Source organism: Actinomyces provencensis (assembly GCF_900155435.1).
Taxonomy (GTDB): domain Bacteria; phylum Actinomycetota; class Actinomycetes; order Actinomycetales; family Actinomycetaceae; genus Pauljensenia; species Pauljensenia provencensis.
Map to the genome: position 1 here is coordinate 951,055 of NZ_LT700212.1, position 17,562 is coordinate 968,616.

Here is a 17,562-nt window from a genome sequence, read left to right on the forward strand (position 1 = left end):
TTGGGGCGGAACCCGTGTGAAGCACGCCTGTGAGGGCATGGACGGCTGGAGGCCGACAGTGACATTCGAGTGGGACCCCATGGATGAACGCGCCGTGACGACGGCGAAGGTACTGGCAGCGGACGCGGTGGAGAAGACCGGCAACGGGCACCCGGGGACGGCGATCTCCCTGGCACCCGCCGCCTACCTGCTCTTCCAGCGACACCTGCGCTTCGACCCGGCCGACGACCGGTGGCTGGGACGCGACAGGTTCATCCTGTCCGCGGGGCACACCTCCCTCACCCAGTACATCCAGCTCTACCTGGCCGGCGCCGGTCTGGAACTCCACGACCTGGAGCAGCTGCGTGTGCTCGGCTCCCTCACCCCCGGTCACCCCGAGTTCCGCCACACCCGCGGCATCGAGCTCACCACCGGGCCCCTGGGGACCGGGTTCGCCGCGGCCGTCGGCTTCGCCATGTCCTCGCGCCGCTCCCACGGGCTCCTGGACCCCGAGACGCCGCTGGGCGAGTCGGTCTTCGACCATGATGTCTACGTCATCGCCGGGGACGGGTGCATGCAGGAGGGCGTCACCTCCGAGGCCGCCTCCCTGGCCGGCACGCAGGAACTGGGCAACCTCACCGTCCTCTACGACGACAACCACATCTCGATCGAGGACGACACGAACATCGCCTTCACCGAGGACGTGCTCGCACGCTTCGAGGCCTACGGATGGCACGTGCAGCGTGTCGACTGGCTGTCCGAGGACGGTTCCTACTCCGAGGACGTGCGGGCCCTGGACGAGGCCCTGGACGCCGCGAAGGCGGAGACGGGCAGGCCCTCGATCATCGCCCTGCGCACGGTCATCGGCTGGCCGACGCCGGGCAAGGCGAACACCGGGGCCATCCACGGGTCCAAGCTCGGTTCCGACGCACTGCGTGGACTCAAGGAGGCCCTCGGGGCCGATCCGGACCGGATGTTCGCCGTCGACCAGGAGGCCGTGGACACCGCGCGGGCCAATGCGGCCCGGCGTGCCCGCGAGGCCCACGCCGAGTGGGACCCCCGTTTCGAGGCCTGGCGCTCGGCCCATCCAGAACGAGCCGAGATGCTGGAACGCATCGTCGAGGGGCGCATGCCCGAGGGGTGGGAGGAGTCCCTGCCGGAGTTCGAGCCCGGCAAGGCCGTCGCGACGCGTGCGGCGTCGGGACAGGTCCTCAACGCCATCGCCTCGGCGGTGCCCGAGCTCTGGGGCGGTTCGGCGGACCTGGCGGGGTCGAACAACACCTTCATGAAGGGCTGGCCGTCCTTCCTGCCGGTGGACCGCTCCTCGGCGATGTTCCCCGGCAACCCCTTCGGTCGGAACCTCCACTTCGGGGTGCGCGAGTTCGCGATGGCCTGCCTGATGAACGGCATCGCCGCGGACGGTCTGAGCCGCGTCTACGGAGGCACCTTCTTCGTGTTCTCCGACTTCCAGCGTGGTGCCGTGCGCCTGGCGGCCCTCATGGACCTGCCCGTCGTGCACGTGTGGACCCATGACTCCGTCGGTGTCGGTGAGGACGGACCCACCCACCAGCCCATCGAGCACCTGGCCGCCTGCCGGGCGATCCCCGGGCTGGCCGTCGTGCGTCCCGCCGACGCGGAGGAGACCGCCCAGGCGTGGCGCGCCGTCCTGGAGCAGCGCCACCCCGCCGGTCTGGTCCTCTCACGACAGAACGTGCCCAACCCCGCGCGTGGCGCGGGTACGGGTCTAGCGGACGCCACCGGGGTCGCGCGGGGTGCCTATGTGCTCTCCGACTGCGAGGGCGTCCCCGACGTCATCCTCATGGGCTCCGGTTCCGAGGTCCAGTACGCACTGGCCGCCCAGACCCTGCTGGCCGACCAGGGCATCGCCGCGCGGGTCGTGTCCGTCCCCTGCATGGAGTGGTTCGGGCAGCAGGACGCCGACTACCGCGAGTCCGTGCTGCCGGCTGCGGTGCGTGCCCGTGTCTCCGTCGAGGCCGGGATCGCCATGCCGTGGCGTGGCCTGGTCGGTGACGCCGGACGCTCGGTGTCCATCGAGCACTTCGGTGCCTCGGGTGCGGGTCAGGCACTCTTCGACGAGTACGGCATCGACGCCCCCCACGTCGTGTCCGCGGCCCACGAGTCGCTGGCGGCGGCCCGGGCCTGAGCCGTCCTCGTGGCCGGGCGGGCCCAGCGCCCGCCCGGCCCCTCCAGGAAGAAGGAACACCGTGGGTTCTCCCCCCTTCGAGCTGCACGATCCCGAGGACCGTCGCCTCCCCCGCGTGGCACCCCCCTGTGGGCTGGTGATCTTCGGGATCACGGGTGACCTCGCCCGCAAGAAGCTGCTCCCGGCGGTCTACGACCTTGCCAACCGCGGACTGCTCAACCCCGCTTTCGCCCTGACCGGCTTCGCGCGACGTGACTGGTCCACGGGTGACTTCGAGGAGTTCGTGCGCACCGCGATCGAGAAGTACTCGCGCACGGGCTTCGAGGAGCGCACCTGGAAGCAGTTCGCCGCGGGACTGCGTTTCGTGCCGGGCAGCTTCGACGACGCCGAGGGGTACCGGAAGCTGGCGGACACGGTCGCCGAGCTCGACCGCTCACGGGGCACGGGCGGCAACCACGCCTTCTACCTGTCCATCCCACCCTCCTGGTTCCCCGTCGTGTGCCGTCACCTCGCGGACACGGGCCTCAATGAGCGCAACGGTGGCCACGAGTGGCGCCGGGTGATCATCGAGAAGCCCTTCGGGCACGACCTCGACTCGGCCCGGGAACTCTCGCGGGTGGTCTCCCACGTGTTCGAGGAACGCGACGTGTTCCGCATCGACCACTACCTCGGCAAGGAGACGGTCCAGAACATCCTCGCGATGCGGTTCGCGAACACGATGTTCGAGCCGCTGTGGAACTCCAACTACGTCGACCACGTCCAGATCACCATGTCCGAGGAGATCGGCATCGGGACCCGGGCGGGTTACTACGACGGCATCGGTGCTGCCCGTGACGTCATCCAGAACCACCTCCTGCAGCTCCTGGCCCTCACCGCCATGGAGGAGCCGGTCCGCTTCACCCCGGAGGCGCTGCGGGCCGAGAAGGAGAAGGTCCTCTCCGCCGTGCGCCTGCCCGAGGACCTCGACACGGGCACGGCACGGGGACAGTACACGGAGGGATGGCAGGGGGGTGCCCACGTCCGTGGGTTCCTGGAGGAGGACAACATCCCCGTGGACTCCCGCACGGAGACCTTCGCCGCCCTCAAGCTCTTCGTGGACACCCGCCGGTGGGCGGGGGTTCCCTTCTACCTGCGCACGGGCAAGCGCCTGGGCAAGCGCGTCACCGAGATCGCGATCGTCTTCAGGAGGGCGGCCCACGTCCCCTTCGAGAACTCCGAGATGGGTGAGACCGGGCAGAACGTCCTCGTCATCCGGGTCCAGCCCGATGAGGGCATGACGCTGCGCTTCGGCGCGAAGGTCCCCGGTACGGAGATGCAGGTGCGGGACGTGACGATGGACTTCGGCTACGGGCACGCCTTCACCGAGGACTCCCCCGAGGCCTACGAGCGCCTGCTCCTGGACGCCCTCGTGGGGTCGGCCCCCCTCTTCCCCCACCAGCGTGAGGTGGAGCTGTCCTGGCGGATCCTCGACCCCGTCCTGGCGCACTGGGAGGCATCGGGGTCCCCCGAGCAGTACCGGCCGGGTTCCTGGGGTCCCTCCACGGCCCACGAGATGCTGGCCCTGGACGGACGCACCTGGAGGATCCCGTGATCATCACACTCAAGGACACCACCGCCTCGGAGGTGGCCTCGCGCATCATCGAGATGCGCGCGGACCGTGGTTCCGCAGCCCTGGGACGCGTGCTCACCCTCATCGTGGTCGTCGACGACGTCATCGACGTGGACCGCGCGATCGAGATCTCGGACGCCGCGTCGCGTGAGCACCCCTGCCGCGTCATCGTCGTGGTCGATCCCGGGGACCGGCAGGGCACTGCCCGGCTCAACGCCCAGATCCGGGTCGGCGGTGAGGCCGGACCCTCCGACGTGGTGGTCCTGGAGCCGCGCGGGGACGCAGCCATCGGCCTGGACACCCTGGTGATGCCGTTGCTGCTCTCCGACACGCCGGTGGTCACCTACTGGCCCAACACCCCGCCCGAGAACCCCGGGGAACACCCACTGGGCGTCATCGCGGTACGTCGCATCACCGACTCCCGCCAGACCGACTGCCCCATGCGCACACTCATGGACCTGGCCCGCGTCTACTCCCCGGGTGACACCGACCTCGCCTGGTCGGGGGTCACCCTGTGGCGGGCGGTCGTCGCGACCGTGGTGGAGGGTTTCGACCGCGCACCCGTCGGCATCCGTGTGACGGGACACGCCACGCACCCCTCGTCCTTCCTCGTGGCCGCCTGGCTGCAGCGTCGCACGGGGGTCCCCACCGTCCACGAACCCGACCCGGAGGCACGCACGATCACGGGCGTCCACTTCTCCTTCGAGGACGGCTCCGAGGTCTCCCTGACACGTCGGGCCGTCTCCCAGGTGGCTCACCTGGTGCGCACGGGCCTGGACACCACCTATGTCAACCTGCCGCGGCGCTCCGTCCAGGACTGCCTGATGGAGGAGCTGCGGCGCCTGGACCCCGACGTGTTCTACAGCGAGGTCCTCACCCGGGACCTCCCCCGGCTGCCGGCGGCGGTGGCATTGCTGGAGGGCGACGAGGGCGGGGGCGAGGGACGTGCCTGACCTCAGGGTGTACCCGGGGCCCCGGGAGCTGGGGCAGGCGGTGGCGGACGCCCTCGTCAGGACGCTGGCGGACCTCCTGCGCACGGTCCCCGACCGGCCCGTGGACCTGGCCCTGGCGGGCGGCTCCGTGAACTCGCTGGTCCTGGAGCGACTGCGGGGCCACGAGGCGTCCCTGGACTGGTCGCGTGTGCGCGTGTGGTGGGTGGACGAGCGCTTCGTGCCCGCCGGGGACCCGGACCGCAACGACCTCGCGGCACGCGAGGCCCTGCTCGACCGCCTGCCCGGGGTACAGCTGCGCCCCATGCCCGCCGATGACGGGACGCGTTCCCTGGAGCAGGCCACTGCGGACTTCGCCGCCGAGTGGGGTGAGGGAATGGGGACACGGAGCCCGGACCTCGCCCTGGTGGGCACCGGGGAGGACGGACACTTCGCGAGCCTCTTCCCCGGACACGCACAGGTGGACGCGACCGACGTCGTGGTCGCCGAGCACCACTCCCCCAAGCCCCCGCCGCTGAGGATCTCACTGTCGCGCCCGGTGGTGGCGGGCTCGACGCACCTCTGGCTGGTCGCGGCCGGTGGGTCCAAGGCGCGCCCCATTGCGCAGGCGTTGGAGGGGGCCGACGTCCACGAGGTCCCCGTGGCGGCCCTGGCGCGCCGGGGAGCCGTGTGGTGGTTGGACGGGGCAGCCGCGGGTCAGCTCCCCTGACCACTCCCCCACCCGTCGGGGCGTGCCCCGACGGGAGAGGGACCAGGGTGTGTCAGAAGCCGAACTTGTTGAGCACGCCGAAGGCGACGATGCACACCGCCCACACGGTGAGGACACCGAGGGTGATGCGGTTGAGGTTGCGCTCCGCGACGCCGGACGACCCCACCGAGGAGGAGATCCCACCGCCGAACATGTCGGAGAGCCCGCCACCGCGCCCCTTGTGCATGAGCACGGTCAGGGTGAGCAGGATGCTCGTCACGACGATGAGCACCAGCAGGACGATCTTCAATACAGCCACGAGTGGGTTCCGTTCAGGTCCGGGTGGGCGCCTCGGGTGTACCTCAGGGCGCGACGACAACGAGGATGATTCTAGTGCGCACGCACGAATGGGGGCCAACCGGCTGGCCGGTCGGCCCCCATCGGTTCGTGCGGGGAGCTGTCCGAGGACTCAGAGGGTCTCGAAGCGCGCGATCTTCGCGAACTCCTCGGCCTTGAGCGAGGCGCCGCCGACGAGACCACCGTCGACGTCGGGTTCGGCCATGATCTCCTTGACGTTGGAGGACTTGACGGACCCGCCGTAGAGGATGCGCACACCCTCGGCCAGTTCCGCGGAGTACAGCTCCGCGAGACGCAGACGGATCGCGCCGCAGACCTCCTGGGCGTCGGCGGGGGTCGCGACCTCGCCGGTGCCGATGGCCCAGATGGGCTCGTAGGCGATGACGACCTTGGCGGCCGCCTCCGCGTCCATGCCCTCCAGTGCCCCGTCGATCTGGGCGAGCACGTGCTCGACCTGACGGCCGGCCTTGCGCACGTCCAGGCCCTCACCACAGCAGATGATGGGGGTCATGCCCGCATCGAGGACGACCCGGGCCTTCTCGCCCACCAGGGCATCGGACTCGTGGTGGTACTCGCGACGCTCCGAGTGGCCGACGAGCACGTAGGAGACACCGAGCTTGACCAGCATCTCCGCGGAGACCTCACCCGTGTACGCCCCGGCCTGGTGGGTCGAGACGTCCTGGGCGCCGTAGCGGATCTTGAGGTTGTCACCCTCGACGACCGTCTGCACGGAGCGGATGGCGGTGAACGGGGGGATGACTACGACCTCGGTCGAGGAGTAGTCGAAGTTGGCGTCGTCGAGCGCCAGGGCGAGTCCCTGGACCAGGTGGATGGCCTCGAGGTGGTCGAGGTTCATCTTCCAGTTGCCCGCCATCAGGGGGGTGCGTGCCATGTTCAGTCCTCCAGAACTGCGATGCCCGGCAGGACCTTGCCCTCGAGGAGTTCGAGGGAGGCGCCACCACCGGTGGAAATGTGGGAGAAGGTCGACTCGTCGAAGCCGAGGAGGCGCACGGCCGCAGCCGAGTCACCGCCACCGACGACCGAGAACATCGACCCCGTGGACAGGGCCTCCGCGACGGTGCGCGTGCCGCCGGAGAAGGCGGGGAACTCGAAGACGCCCATCGGACCGTTCCAGGCGACGGTCTTCGTGGTGGCGAGCTTCTCGGCGAAGAGCTTCTGGGACTCCGGGCCGATGTCGAGGCCCATCTGGTCCGCGGGGATGGCGTCCGCCGGGACGACCGTGGCGGGCGCATCCGCGCTGAACTCGGGGGCCACGATGATGTCGACCGGCAGCACGAGCTCGACACCGCGCTGGGCGGCCTCGTCGATGTAGCCCTTGACGACGTCGATCTGGTCCTCCTCGAGCAGCGACTTGCCCACGCTGAGGCCCTTGGCGGCCAGGAAGGTGAACACCATGCCGCCGCCGATGAGCAGCATGTCGGCCTTGGTCAGGAGGTTGGCGATGACCCCGAGCTTGTCGGAGACCTTCGACCCACCCAGGACCACGGCGTAGGGCCGCTCCGGGTTGTCGGTGGCGCGACGCAGGGACTCGATCTCCTTGACCACCAGGAGGCCGGCGGCGGAGGGCAGGATCTTCGCGATGTCGTAGACCGAGGCCTGCTTGCGGTGGACCACGCCGAAACCGTCGGAGACGAAGACGTCCCCGAGCTCGGCGTACTCCTTGGCGAGGGCCTCGCGCTCGGCGTCGACCTTGGAGGTCTCGCGGGCGTCGAAGCGGACGTTCTCCAGGAGGGCGATCTCGCCGTCCTTCAGGGCGGCGACGACCTCGTGGGCGGAGGGCCCGGTGACGTCCTTGGCGAGGGTGACGGGCGCGTCGACGAGCTCGCCGAGGCGTGCGGCGACGGGTGCCAGCGAGAACTCGGGCTTGACCTCGCCCTTGGGGCGGCCGAGGTGGGCCATGACGACGACCTTGGCGCCGGCGTGGACCAGCTTCTCCAGGGTCGGCAGCGCGGCGCGGATGCGACCGTCGTCGGTGATGACACCGTCCTTGAGCGGGACGTTGAAGTCGGAGCGGACGAGCACGCGCTTGCCGCGCAGGTCGCCCAGCGATTCGATGGTCCTCATTGAACCTTCCTTCGGTGGATGTGGGAGTGGGTGGGCCCCGACGAAAGGCGCCCGCACACGCTGTCGCGTGCGCGGGCGCCCTGCGTCATGAGACCTGGTGGCTCAGAGCTTGGAGCCGACCAGCGCGGTCAGCTCGACGAGGCGGTTGGAGTAGCCCCACTCGTTGTCGTACCAGGAGACGACCTTGACCATGTTGTCGATGACCTTGGTCAGCTGCGAGTCGAAGATCGAGGAGTGCGGGTCGCCGACGATGTCGGTGGAGACCAGGTCGTCCTCGGAGTACTTGAACACGTGGGCGAAGTCGCCGGTGGAGGCGGCCTTGGCGGCGGCGTTGACGTCCTCGGCGGTGACGCCGGCCTTCTTGGGCTCGAAGGTCAGGTCGACGACGGACCCGGTGGGGACCGGGACGCGCATGGCGTAGCCGTCGAGCTTGCCCTTGAGCTGGGGCAGGACCAGGGCCACGGCGCGGGCGGCGCCGGTGGAGGTCGGGACGATGTTCAGGGCGGCGGCGCGGGCGCGACGCAGGTCCTTGTGGGGGGCGTCGTGCAGACGCTGGTCGCCGGTGTAGGCGTGGACCGTGACCATGAGGCCACGCTCGATGCCGAAGGCGTCGTCGAGGACCTTCGCCAGCGGGGCGAGGCAGTTCGTGGTGCAGGACGCGTTCGAGACGATGTTCTGCGTGGCGGGGTCGTACTGGTCGTCGTTCACACCGATGACGAAGGTGCCGTCGACGTTCTTCGCGGGGGCGGAGATGACGACCTTCTTGGCGCCACCGTCGATGTGGGCCTTGGCCTTCTCGCCGTCGGTGAAGAATCCGGTGGACTCCACGACGACATCCACCCCGAGGTCGCCCCAGGGGAGCTTGGCGGGGTCGCGCTCCTCGAGGGCCACGATGCGGTGGCCGTCGACGGAGATGGACTCCTCGTCGTAGGTGACCTCGGCGTCGAGACGACCCATGATCGAGTCGAACTTGAGGAGGTGGGCGAGGGTCTTGTTGTCGGTCAGGTCGTTGACGGCGACAACCTCGATGTCCGCGCCCTGCTCAAGGGCGGCGCGGAAGAAGTTGCGGCCGATGCGGCCGAAGCCGTTGATGCCAACGCGGGTGGTCACTGTTGTCCTCCTGCTTGTGCCCCTCCGTGGGGGCACTTCTTCGATGCAACCGGTGCCGCAGGATACGGCCCCGGCCCGCAGTTCCTGCGGTTCCAGCACCCCCAAATCTACACCCCCGGGGCCCGGGGGCGCAGGGCCGTACGACCCACGGTCTCAGTCCTCGTCGAGCATGTCGAGCGTCAGTGCGGACTCGGTGTCCGGGATCCCCTCCTCGTGGGCCTTCTTGTCCGCCATGGCGAGGAGTCGGCGGATCCGGCCCGCCACCGCGTCCTTGGTCAGGGGTGGGTCCGTGCGACGTCCGAGCTCCTCCAGGGAGGCCTGCTTGAACTCCAGGCGCAGGCGTCCCGCCTCCTGGAGGTGTTCGGGCACCTCGTCGCCGAGGATCTCGAAGGCGCGCTCGACCCGGGCCCCCGCTGCGACGGCGGCGCGCGCGGAACGCCTGAGGTTCGCGTCGTCGAAGTTGGCCAGACGGTTGGCGGACCCGCGGGCCTCGCGCCTCTCCCGGCGTGCCTGCCAGGCGGCATGGGTGCGTGTGGCGCCCATGGCGAGGATGAGTGCGCCGATCGCGTCGGAGTCCCGCACGCTCACACGGTCCGCGCCGCGGACCTCCTTGGAGCGTGCGGCCGCCCCCAGCCTGCGGGCGCACCCGACCATGGCCAGGGCGGCCTCGGCACCCGGGGCGGTGATCTCCAGGGAGGAGGAACGCCCGGGCTCCATGAGGGAGCCGCGTGCGAGGAACGCCCCGCGCCACGCGGCTGCGGCCTCGTCCCTCCCGGCGGAGACGATCTGGGCGGGCAGCCCGCGCACCGGGCGCCCCAACTGGTCCACCAGACCCGTCATGCGGGCCAGGTCGTCGGCGTCCTTCACCACGCGCACCACGTAGCGGTTGCCGCGGCGCAGCGCACCGCCCGAGACCACGACCACGCTCGAGTCCGTGCCGTAGAGGTGGGCCATGAAGGTCCGCAGCCTCTGGGCCGCGACCGGGGAGTCGAGTTCCGCCTCGATGATGATGCGGCCGGAGACCAGGTGCAGTCCGCCCGCGAAACGCAGCACGGCAGCCACCTCGGCGGCAACGGAGCTGACGGAGCCGGCCCGGAGACGGGCGAGCTCGTCCTTCATGTCAGTCGTCAGTGACATCAGTGCATTCCTTTCGTCGCCCGGCCTCAGGCGAGCCACGGCTCGGGACGGCCGACCTCGCCGAGGAAGCCGTCGAAGGCGTCGCGCAGTGCAGCGGCCAGGCGGAGCGGGTCGTGGTGGGGCATGCCGTCCCCGGTGCGGACCTGGCGCAACATGAGCCGGGCACCGGCCTCCTGGGCGGCCTCCACGAGGTCGTCGATGTCGTCGATCGCGGTCGGATCAGCCAGGACGACGTCCAGCTTGAGGTCGGGGGCGTGCTGCAGCAGGACCCGGACGTGGTCGGCCGATGTCATCGTGTCGGTCTCGCCACGCTGGCGAGCCAGGTTCAGCACCAGCGCCCGGTGGGCGTCGGTGGTGACCAGGGCACGGTGGAGATCGGTCACCAGCAGGTGCGGGATGACGGAGGTGTACCAGGAGCCCGGACCCAGGACCACCCAGTCCGCGGCGTCGATCGCCTCCAGCACCGCCCCCGGGACGGGCGGGTCCTCGGGGATCAGGCGCACGTGGCGCACGGTGCCGGGGGCGACGGCGACCCGTGACTGCCCGCGCACGGTGTACTCGCGACCCTGGTCCTCCATCTCGGCCTCGATGTCCAGGGGCACGGACGCCATGGGGAGCACACGCCCCTGCGCGTTGAGCAGGCGCGCCACCCAGTCGAGTCCCTCGACCGGGTCGCCGAGCATCTGCCACAGCCCCGAGATCAGGAGGTTCCCGAGGGCGTGCCCGTCCAGCGGGCCGGTCGTGTCCAGACGCGTCTGCAGGACGTCACGCCAGGTGAGGCCCCATTCGGTCTCCTCGCACAGGCTGGCCAACGCCATGCGCAGGTCACCGGGGGGCAGGACGTCCATCTCACGGCGCAGACGGCCCGAGGACCCGCCGTCGTCGGCGACGGTGACCACCGCGGTCACGGCATGGGTGATGTGGCGCAGTGCCCGCAGGGTCGCGGAGAGACCGTGGCCGCCGCCCAGGGCGACGACGGACTGACCGACCTCACCGCGCTGCGCCCAACCGTCCCGGTCGAGATAGGCCATCACTCACGCCCCAGGTCACGGTGGAGGACACGCACGGAGAAGCCGGTGTCACGGAAACGCTGGGCGATGAGCTCGGCCATGGCGACCGAGCGGTGCTTCCCACCCGTGCACCCCACCGCGATCGTCACGAAGGGCTTGAGCTCGGTGAGGTAGCCCTTGAGCATCGGGGCCAACAGGTCCGCGTACCCCTCGGCGAAGGCGCGGGCACCCGGCTGGTCCAGGACGTAGTCGGCCACCGCCTGGTCGCGCCCGGTGAGGTGGCGCAACTCCCCCACCCAGTACGGGTTCTTGAGGAAACGGACGTCGAGGACGTCATCGGCGTCCATCGGCAGGCCGTACTTGAACCCGAAGGACTCCAGGGTGAGCTGCAGGGGGCGTTCGGCCTCCCCCGCCACGACGTCGCGGATGTGGCGCGAGAGGTCGTGGACCGTCATGTGCGAGGTGTCGATGACCTCGTCGGCACGCGTGCGCAGCGGCTGCAGCAGGCGGTCCTCCGCACGGATCCCGTCGATGATCGTCCCCTCCCCCTGCAGGGGATGGGGACGTCGGTTCGACTCGTAGCGGCGCACCAGGGTGGCCTCGTCCGCCTCGAGGAAGATGATCCGGTAGAGCACCCCGGCCGCCTGGAGCTTGTCCAGGGTTGCCGACAGGGCGGTGAAGAACGCCCGGGAGCGCACGTCCACGACCACCGCGAGCCGGTGCACACCCGCCCCCCCGCCCGGCGACATCATGCCGACGAGGGCGGGCAGCATCGAGGGGGGCAGGTTGTCCACGACGTACCAGTCGAGGTCCTCCAGGGCACGTGCGGCCTGGGAGCGCCCCGCCCCGGAGCGACCGGAGATGATGAGGACCTCGTTGACCGCGGGCGCAGGCGCTCCCGGGAGCTCGTCGAGCATCGGGATCCCCGTGGGTACCGTGGGCGGGTTGTCGTCCTGTCCGGCGTCGTGGTTGGTCATGCCCCCAAGGATGCCACTTCCGGGGGTCGCTCCGTCGCTCACCGGCGCTCGCCCTCGACGACGCGGACCGTCGCCGCCATGCCCTCCGCGGTGCGGCGCGCGTCGGTGGTGTCCCGCCCCCTGGCCAGGGCGACGCCCAGCCGGCGTCCCTCCCGGGTCGCGTCCTTGCCGAAGACCCGGACCTCACCGCCCAGTGCCAGGGCCTCGGCGACGCCCTCGTAGGCCACGTCGCGCAGCTGTCCGGGGGCGCGCACGACCGCGGACGCGCCGGGGGTCGCCAGCGTGGTGTCGACGGGCAGACCCAGGACGGCGCGGGCGTGGAGGTCGAACTCGGACTGGTGCTGGGTGACCATGGTCACCATGCCGGTGTCGTGCGGGCGTGGCGACAGTTCCGAGAACCACACGCGGTCCCCCCGCAGGAAGAACTCGACCCCGAACAGGCCCAGCGCCGGGGAGGCTCCGCCCTCCGCCAGGGCCGAGGTGACGGACTCCGCCATGGAACGCGCACTCGCCAGTGCCGTGTCCGACAGCTCGGCGGGCTGCCAGGACTCCACGTAGTCCCCACTCTCCTGCCGGTGCCCGATCGGGGCGCAGAAGGAGGTCCGCACCTCCCCCGCAGCCGCGTCCCACCGACGCACCGTGAGCAGGGTGATCTCGGAGTCGAAGTCGATCGCCTCCTCCACGATGACGCGACCCGTGCCCGCTCGCGCCCCCTCCTCGGCGGCCCGCCAGGCCTCCTCCGCCTCGTGTGCCCCGGTGATGCGTGTCTGGCCGTGGCCGGAGGAGGACATGGTCGGCTTGACGAAGGCCGGGAGACCCGTGACGTCGAGTGCCTCGCGGACCTCGTCGGCGGAGGAGGCGAAACGGAAGCGTGAGGTCTCCACCCCCGGCAGCGAGGCGGCCAGCGCCCGGATGCGCTGGCGGTCCATGGTCGTGCGGACCGAGAAGGCGTTGGGGACGATGCGGGGTGCGTCCGCCGTCCGTTCCTCCTCGACGAGGGCATCCGTGGCGATGGCCTCGACCTCGGGCACCACCAGGTCGACGTCGACGGAGTCCAGGAGCGCGCGCAGGTCCGTGGCGGAGGTCATGTCGAGGACACGGTGCTCGTCGGCGACCTGCATGGCGGGGGCGTGGGGGTAGGAGTCCGCGGCGATCACGTGTGCGCCCAGGCGCTTGAGCGAGATCGTGAGCTCACGGCCCAGCTCCCCGGAGCCGAGGAGGAGGATCCGTGCGGGCAGCGGGGTGGGCAGGGTGGTCGCGGCGCGTGCGTCGGTCGGATCAGTCATGGTGGGTTCCCTCCGGGGTGCGGGTGGACGTGGTGGGGTCGTCGGACGACGGGTCGGTGCCAGACGTGGTGCCGGTCGTGGCGCTGGTGGTGGCGCCCGCACCTCCGGCGGGCTCGGGGTCGCCCTCGTGCGGTGGGGGGAACGCCTCGGTGCCGACGGCGGGGCCCACCACCGGGTCCCCGTCTCCGGGGGCCACCGGGCTCCCCGCGCCGGACCCGAGCGCTTCCAGGACCGTGGAGGCGAGCACCGGACCGATGCCGGGTACCTCCGCGACCTCCTCGACCGTGGCGTCGCGCAGGCGTCTCACGGATCCGAAACGGCGCAGGAGGGCGCCCTGCCGGGCCGGTCCCAGGCCGGGCACGTCGTCGAGGACGGAGCGCGTCTGGCCCTTGGCGCGCCGGCGCCGGTGCTTGGTGATGGCGAAGCGGTGGGACTCGTCGCGCAGGTGCTGGAGCAGGTAGAGGGCCGCCGAGGTGCGCGGGAGGATCAGGGGGAACTCCTCCCCGGGCACCCACACCTCCTCCAGGCGCTTCGCGAGGCCGACCACCGGGAGGTCCACCCCCATGCTGTCCAGGGCGGTGCGGGCGGCGTTGACCTGGGGCAGCCCACCGTCGACGACGACCAGGTCGGGCCGGTAGGAGAAGCGCCGGGGGCGTCCCGAGGTCGCGTCGACGGGGCCGGAGGCCAGCGGGACGCCGTCCGCGTCCTCACCCTCGATGCCGGCCTCCTCGGCGAGGAGCCGGGCGAAGCGGCGGTGGAGGACCTCGTCCATGGCGGCCGTGTCGTCCGGGACGCCCGTCCCGTCCTCGCCGCGGATGTTGAAGGTGCGGTAGGCGTCCTTGCGGGGTATGCCGTCCTCGAAGACGACCATGGAGGCGACCTGGTCCTGTCCCTGGGTGTGGGAGATGTCGTAGCACTCGATGCGCAGGGGGGCTGCGGGCAGGTCGAGGTCGGCGGCGAGTTCCTCCAGGGCGCGGGAGCGCTGGGTGAGGTCCCCGGCGCGGCGCGTGCGGTGGAGTTGGAGGGCCTGGGAGGCGTTCGCCCGCACGGTGTCCATGAGGCGGGCCTTGGCGCCGCGGTGGGGGACGTGCAGGCGCACCCTGGCCCCGCGCAGGTCGGAGAGCCAGGTCTCCAGCGTCGCGGCGTCCTCGGGCAGGTCCGAGACCAGGACCTCACGGGGGATCGCGCGGGTCGGGGTGTGGGCGACGTCGTCGACGGAGGTCGCCTCGGCGCGTCCGGTCGGGCGTCCGCGCAGGGGCTTCGCGGCCGGCTCGACGTCCCCGTAGACCTGCTCCAGGAGTCGTTCCATCAGGCCCGCGGGTGGGGTGTCGTCGACGCGGTCCACCACCCAGCCACGGGTGCCGCGGATGCGACCCCCGCGCACGTGGAAGACGTGGACCGCGGCGTTGAGTTCGTCGGTGACCAGGGCGAAGACGTCGGCGTCGGTGCCGTCGTCGAGGACCACCGCATTGCGCTCCAGCACCTTGCGCAGGGCCTGGAGGTCGTCGCGCAGGCGTGCGGCACGCTCGAAGTCCAGGGCGCCCGCGGCCTCGCGCATGCGGGACTCGATGTCGCGGATGAAGGGGCCGGTGCGGCCCTCCATGAACTGGCAGAGGTCCTCGGCGAGCTCGCGGTGGTCCTCCTCGCTGATGCGACCCACGCAGGGGGCGGAGCACTTGTCGATGTACCCGAGCAGGCAGGGGCGGCCCTGTGCGTGTGCGCGGCGGTAGACGCCGGCGGAGCAGGAGCGCACGGGGAAGACGCGCAGGAGCAGGTCGATGGTCTCCCGGATGGCCCAGACCTGCGTGTAGGGGCCGAAGTAGCGCGCACCGGCGCGACGCGCCTCGCGGGTGATCTGGACGCGGGGCACCTTCTCCCCCATGGTGACGGCCAGGTAGGGGTAGGACTTGTCGTCCGTGTACATGACGTTGAAACGCGGATCGAACTCCTTGATCCACGTGAATTCCAGGGTGAGGGCCTCGACCTCGGTGGACACGACCGTCCACTGGACGCTGGCCGCGGTGGTGACCATCTGCTGAGTGCGCGGGTGCAGGTGGGCGGGGTCCTGGAAGTAGTTCGTCAGGCGCTGGCGCAGGTTCTTCGCCTTGCCGACGTAGATGACCCGGCCCTCCGCGTCCCGGAAGCGATACACACCCGGGCTGGTGGGGATGTCCGCGGTGCGGGGACGGTAGGTCGAGGGGTCTGCCACGCGCACCACCCTAATCTGCCGAAGTCCGCTCTGTTCTCCCACTGAGGTCCGCTCAGTTCTGACCTCGAGGTCCGCTCAGTTCCGGTGCCGAGGTCCGCTCAGTTCCGGTGCCGAGGTCCGCTCAGTTCCGGTGCCGAGGTCCGCCCACTTCCGGTACCGGGGTCCGTCCCCTTCTCCCTGGGGCTTCCCCGGTGCCCTGAGGGACTGCGGCCCTCGTCCGCGTTGGGCGTCGGGGTGACCGGGGCCGAACCCGGTCCCACAGGCAGGAGCCGGGAGGGGCCCCGTGCGTCCGGGCGGGCCCGCGGGATCGCCCCCCGTCACCGCCGCGGCAGCAGCGGACCCGTGGGTCACGTGCCCGGACGTGCGACCGCTGGGCCCGGGGGCGACGAGGGCGGACGGTGAGCGAGCGACCGGGGCTGACCTCAGGGCCCGAACTGAGCGGACTGATATGGGGGTGTGTGCTGTCAAGTGGGCATGGTGAGGCGCCGCCCGGCACTGGTTGTGGGGCGGCGCCTCGGTCGTCGGGGTGGGGCCTTGTGGGGGTGGGGTGTGTCCGTTGGTGGACGGTGTGGTCACTCTGATATTCGCGGGTTGGTGCCGCATGACGGTGTTCCGGCGGAAGAGGGGTTCACTGCGGTCTTCGAGACGGGCGTGCCCGGGTGGGTGCCCATGTCCGCATCGGTGGTTTCCCTCTCCGACACACTGCCCCACTCCCTCAGGGGCCGGCCTCGACGAGACTGTGGGGCTCAGGCGTCCATGGTGACCAGCACCTGACACCATCCGGCCAGTTCACGCGCGATGGCGCAGTTGGCGACCGTGGGAGTCTTCTTGCGGGCCTTGAATCCCAGCCATCGCTTGTGGAGTCGACGGTTGCCGCGCCCGGCGTGGTCTGCGACTGCTCGGGGGGCCTTGTCCCAGCGTGCCTGCAAGGTGGCAGATGGATGGTAGGTGGGCAGGTGGTGCCAGGCGGCCTCCACCAGGAGCCTGCGCGCATGCGCGTTCCCGGTGCGGGTGAGGCCGCCTTGGTGGCGGGTGGACCCCGAGGAGTGCTCACTGGGGACCAACCCCAGGTAGGAGCCGATGCTGGTGGGGGTGAAACGCTGCCAGTCACCCACCTCCACAGCCAGGCCCACCGCTGTGAGGGTGGAGATGCCGCGCAGGCAGGACAGTCGCTTCACCCCCTCAGCGAAGGAGGACTCCTCAGCCAGGCGGGCGATGCCCTCATCGAGGCGCCCCCTCCTGGCCTCCAGAGCACAGACCGTCTCCCAGGACTCATCAAAGGTCTGCAAGGTCGCCCACCCCGCCCCAGCCAGTCCCTCCCGGCGGATCGTGCCCAGCCACGCCCGGTGAGCCACACCCCACGTGGTCTTGCCCTCATAGAGGAAACCCCGACGCAGGAGCAGCTTGGAGAGACGATGACGAGCGGCCATGAGTTCACGGCGCACGTCATCACGAGCACGCACCAGGTCCCGGGCGGACTCCTCCTCCACGGTGGGGACACGCACTCCCACCACTTGGCCCGCCGCGAGCATCTGGGCCAGGTGGAGGGCATCACGACGGTCCGTCTTGATGCGGTCTCCACTGGCACGCAACAGTTTCGAGGGGGCCGCCACCACACACTCAATGCCCTCCCCCTCCAGGGTCCGTGCCAGGTGGAAACCGGTCGGCCCGGCCTCATAGGCCACCCGCACCCCCCGGGCGTCACCCACACGCGCAATGAAGTCGAGGACCTCCCCGTCCCCACCCCCCAACGCAGCCTCCCGGATCACACCCGAGAGGGGATCAATCGCTGCTGCTCGAACACTGCGAGCGTGAACATCCAACCCAATACACGTAGCATCTGACAACACCTGGGGCCTCCCCTGAATCGCATGTCGGCACCCCCACCCACGGGCGAGGGCGATCCACGAAACCGTGGCACTGCACCCCAACCAGGGCACTGAACCACGTTGCACAGGGAAGGCCCCAGGCCACAAGACCCAACCTCAGACCACCCCCACC

At 70.7% G+C, this 17,562-nt stretch carries 14 protein-coding genes; 4 read left to right on the forward strand and 10 right to left on the reverse strand.

Annotation, left to right across the window (positions count from 1 at the left end; genetic code table 11):
* Nucleotides 1–79 precede the first annotated feature (79 nt).
* The 4 genes from tkt to pgl all read left to right on the forward strand — a co-directional run bounded on the left by tkt (nt 80) and on the right by pgl (nt 5,411).
* On the forward strand, nt 80–2,143 hold the full coding sequence (gene tkt / locus BQ9890_RS04135) for a transketolase (protein ID WP_407638869.1): 2,064 nt from the start codon (nt 80–82) through the stop codon (nt 2,141–2,143).
* Nucleotides 2,144–2,204: 61 nt separating this feature from the next.
* Nucleotides 2,205–3,734 (forward strand): glucose-6-phosphate dehydrogenase, encoded by a 1,530-nt coding sequence (gene zwf, locus BQ9890_RS04140; protein WP_075889574.1) that lies wholly within the window; start codon nt 2,205–2,207, stop codon nt 3,732–3,734.
* A complete protein-coding gene (locus tag BQ9890_RS04145; protein ID WP_075889576.1) occupies nt 3,731–4,705 on the forward strand; it encodes a glucose-6-phosphate dehydrogenase assembly protein OpcA in 975 nt (324 codons plus the stop codon). Before zwf ends, BQ9890_RS04145 begins: the two co-directional genes overlap by 4 nt.
* Complete coding sequence (gene pgl / locus BQ9890_RS04150) at nt 4,698–5,411, forward strand: 6-phosphogluconolactonase (RefSeq protein WP_075889578.1); 714 nt, start codon at nt 4,698–4,700, stop codon at nt 5,409–5,411. The genes BQ9890_RS04145 and pgl overlap by 8 nt, the downstream gene beginning before the upstream one ends.
* A 52-nt stretch (nt 5,412–5,463) precedes the next feature.
* On the opposite strand, the gene secG is transcribed toward pgl, so the two are convergent.
* From secG to BQ9890_RS04200, 10 genes are all read right to left on the reverse strand, one after another.
* Nucleotides 5,464–5,709: a preprotein translocase subunit SecG gene (gene secG, locus BQ9890_RS04155; protein ID WP_075889580.1), complete on the reverse strand. Its 246-nt coding sequence runs from the start codon at nt 5,707–5,709 to the stop codon at nt 5,464–5,466.
* A gap of 150 nt (nt 5,710–5,859) precedes the next feature.
* Nucleotides 5,860–6,639, reverse strand: a complete 780-nt coding sequence (gene tpiA, locus BQ9890_RS04160) for a triose-phosphate isomerase (RefSeq protein ID WP_075889582.1) — start codon at nt 6,637–6,639, stop codon at nt 5,860–5,862.
* A 2-nt stretch (nt 6,640–6,641) separates the two neighbouring features.
* Complete coding sequence (locus tag BQ9890_RS04165) at nt 6,642–7,832, reverse strand: phosphoglycerate kinase (protein ID WP_075889584.1); 1,191 nt, start codon at nt 7,830–7,832, stop codon at nt 6,642–6,644.
* A gap of 102 nt (nt 7,833–7,934) precedes the next feature.
* Nucleotides 7,935–8,942: a type I glyceraldehyde-3-phosphate dehydrogenase gene (gene gap / locus BQ9890_RS04170; protein ID WP_075889586.1), complete on the reverse strand. Its 1,008-nt coding sequence runs from the start codon at nt 8,940–8,942 to the stop codon at nt 7,935–7,937.
* A 153-nt stretch (nt 8,943–9,095) separates the two neighbouring features.
* Entirely contained in the window at nt 9,096–10,079 is a 984-nt protein-coding gene (gene whiA, locus BQ9890_RS04175; RefSeq protein ID WP_075889588.1) for a DNA-binding protein WhiA, read from the reverse strand.
* Nucleotides 10,080–10,105: 26 nt separating this feature from the next.
* Nucleotides 10,106–11,110: a gluconeogenesis factor YvcK family protein gene (locus BQ9890_RS04180; RefSeq protein ID WP_075889590.1), complete on the reverse strand. Its 1,005-nt coding sequence runs from the start codon at nt 11,108–11,110 to the stop codon at nt 10,106–10,108.
* Nucleotides 11,110–12,066 carry an RNase adapter RapZ gene (gene rapZ, locus BQ9890_RS04185; protein WP_075889592.1) on the reverse strand — a complete coding sequence of 319 codons (957 nt, stop codon included), beginning with the start codon at nt 12,064–12,066 and terminating at the stop codon, nt 11,110–11,112. The genes BQ9890_RS04180 and rapZ overlap by 1 nt, the downstream gene beginning before the upstream one ends.
* A gap of 38 nt (nt 12,067–12,104) precedes the next feature.
* Complete coding sequence (gene purT, locus BQ9890_RS04190; RefSeq protein ID WP_075889594.1) at nt 12,105–13,352, reverse strand: formate-dependent phosphoribosylglycinamide formyltransferase; 1,248 nt, start codon at nt 13,350–13,352, stop codon at nt 12,105–12,107.
* On the reverse strand, nt 13,345–15,561 hold the full coding sequence (uvrC, locus tag BQ9890_RS04195) for an excinuclease ABC subunit UvrC (protein ID WP_078062529.1): 2,217 nt from the start codon (nt 15,559–15,561) through the stop codon (nt 13,345–13,347). Before uvrC ends, purT begins: the two co-directional genes overlap by 8 nt.
* Before the next feature lie 746 nt (nt 15,562–16,307).
* Nucleotides 16,308–17,516, reverse strand: coding sequence for an IS110 family RNA-guided transposase (locus tag BQ9890_RS04200; RefSeq protein ID WP_326844909.1), 1,209 nt, complete (start codon nt 17,514–17,516; stop codon nt 16,308–16,310).
* Nucleotides 17,517–17,562 lie beyond the last annotated feature (46 nt).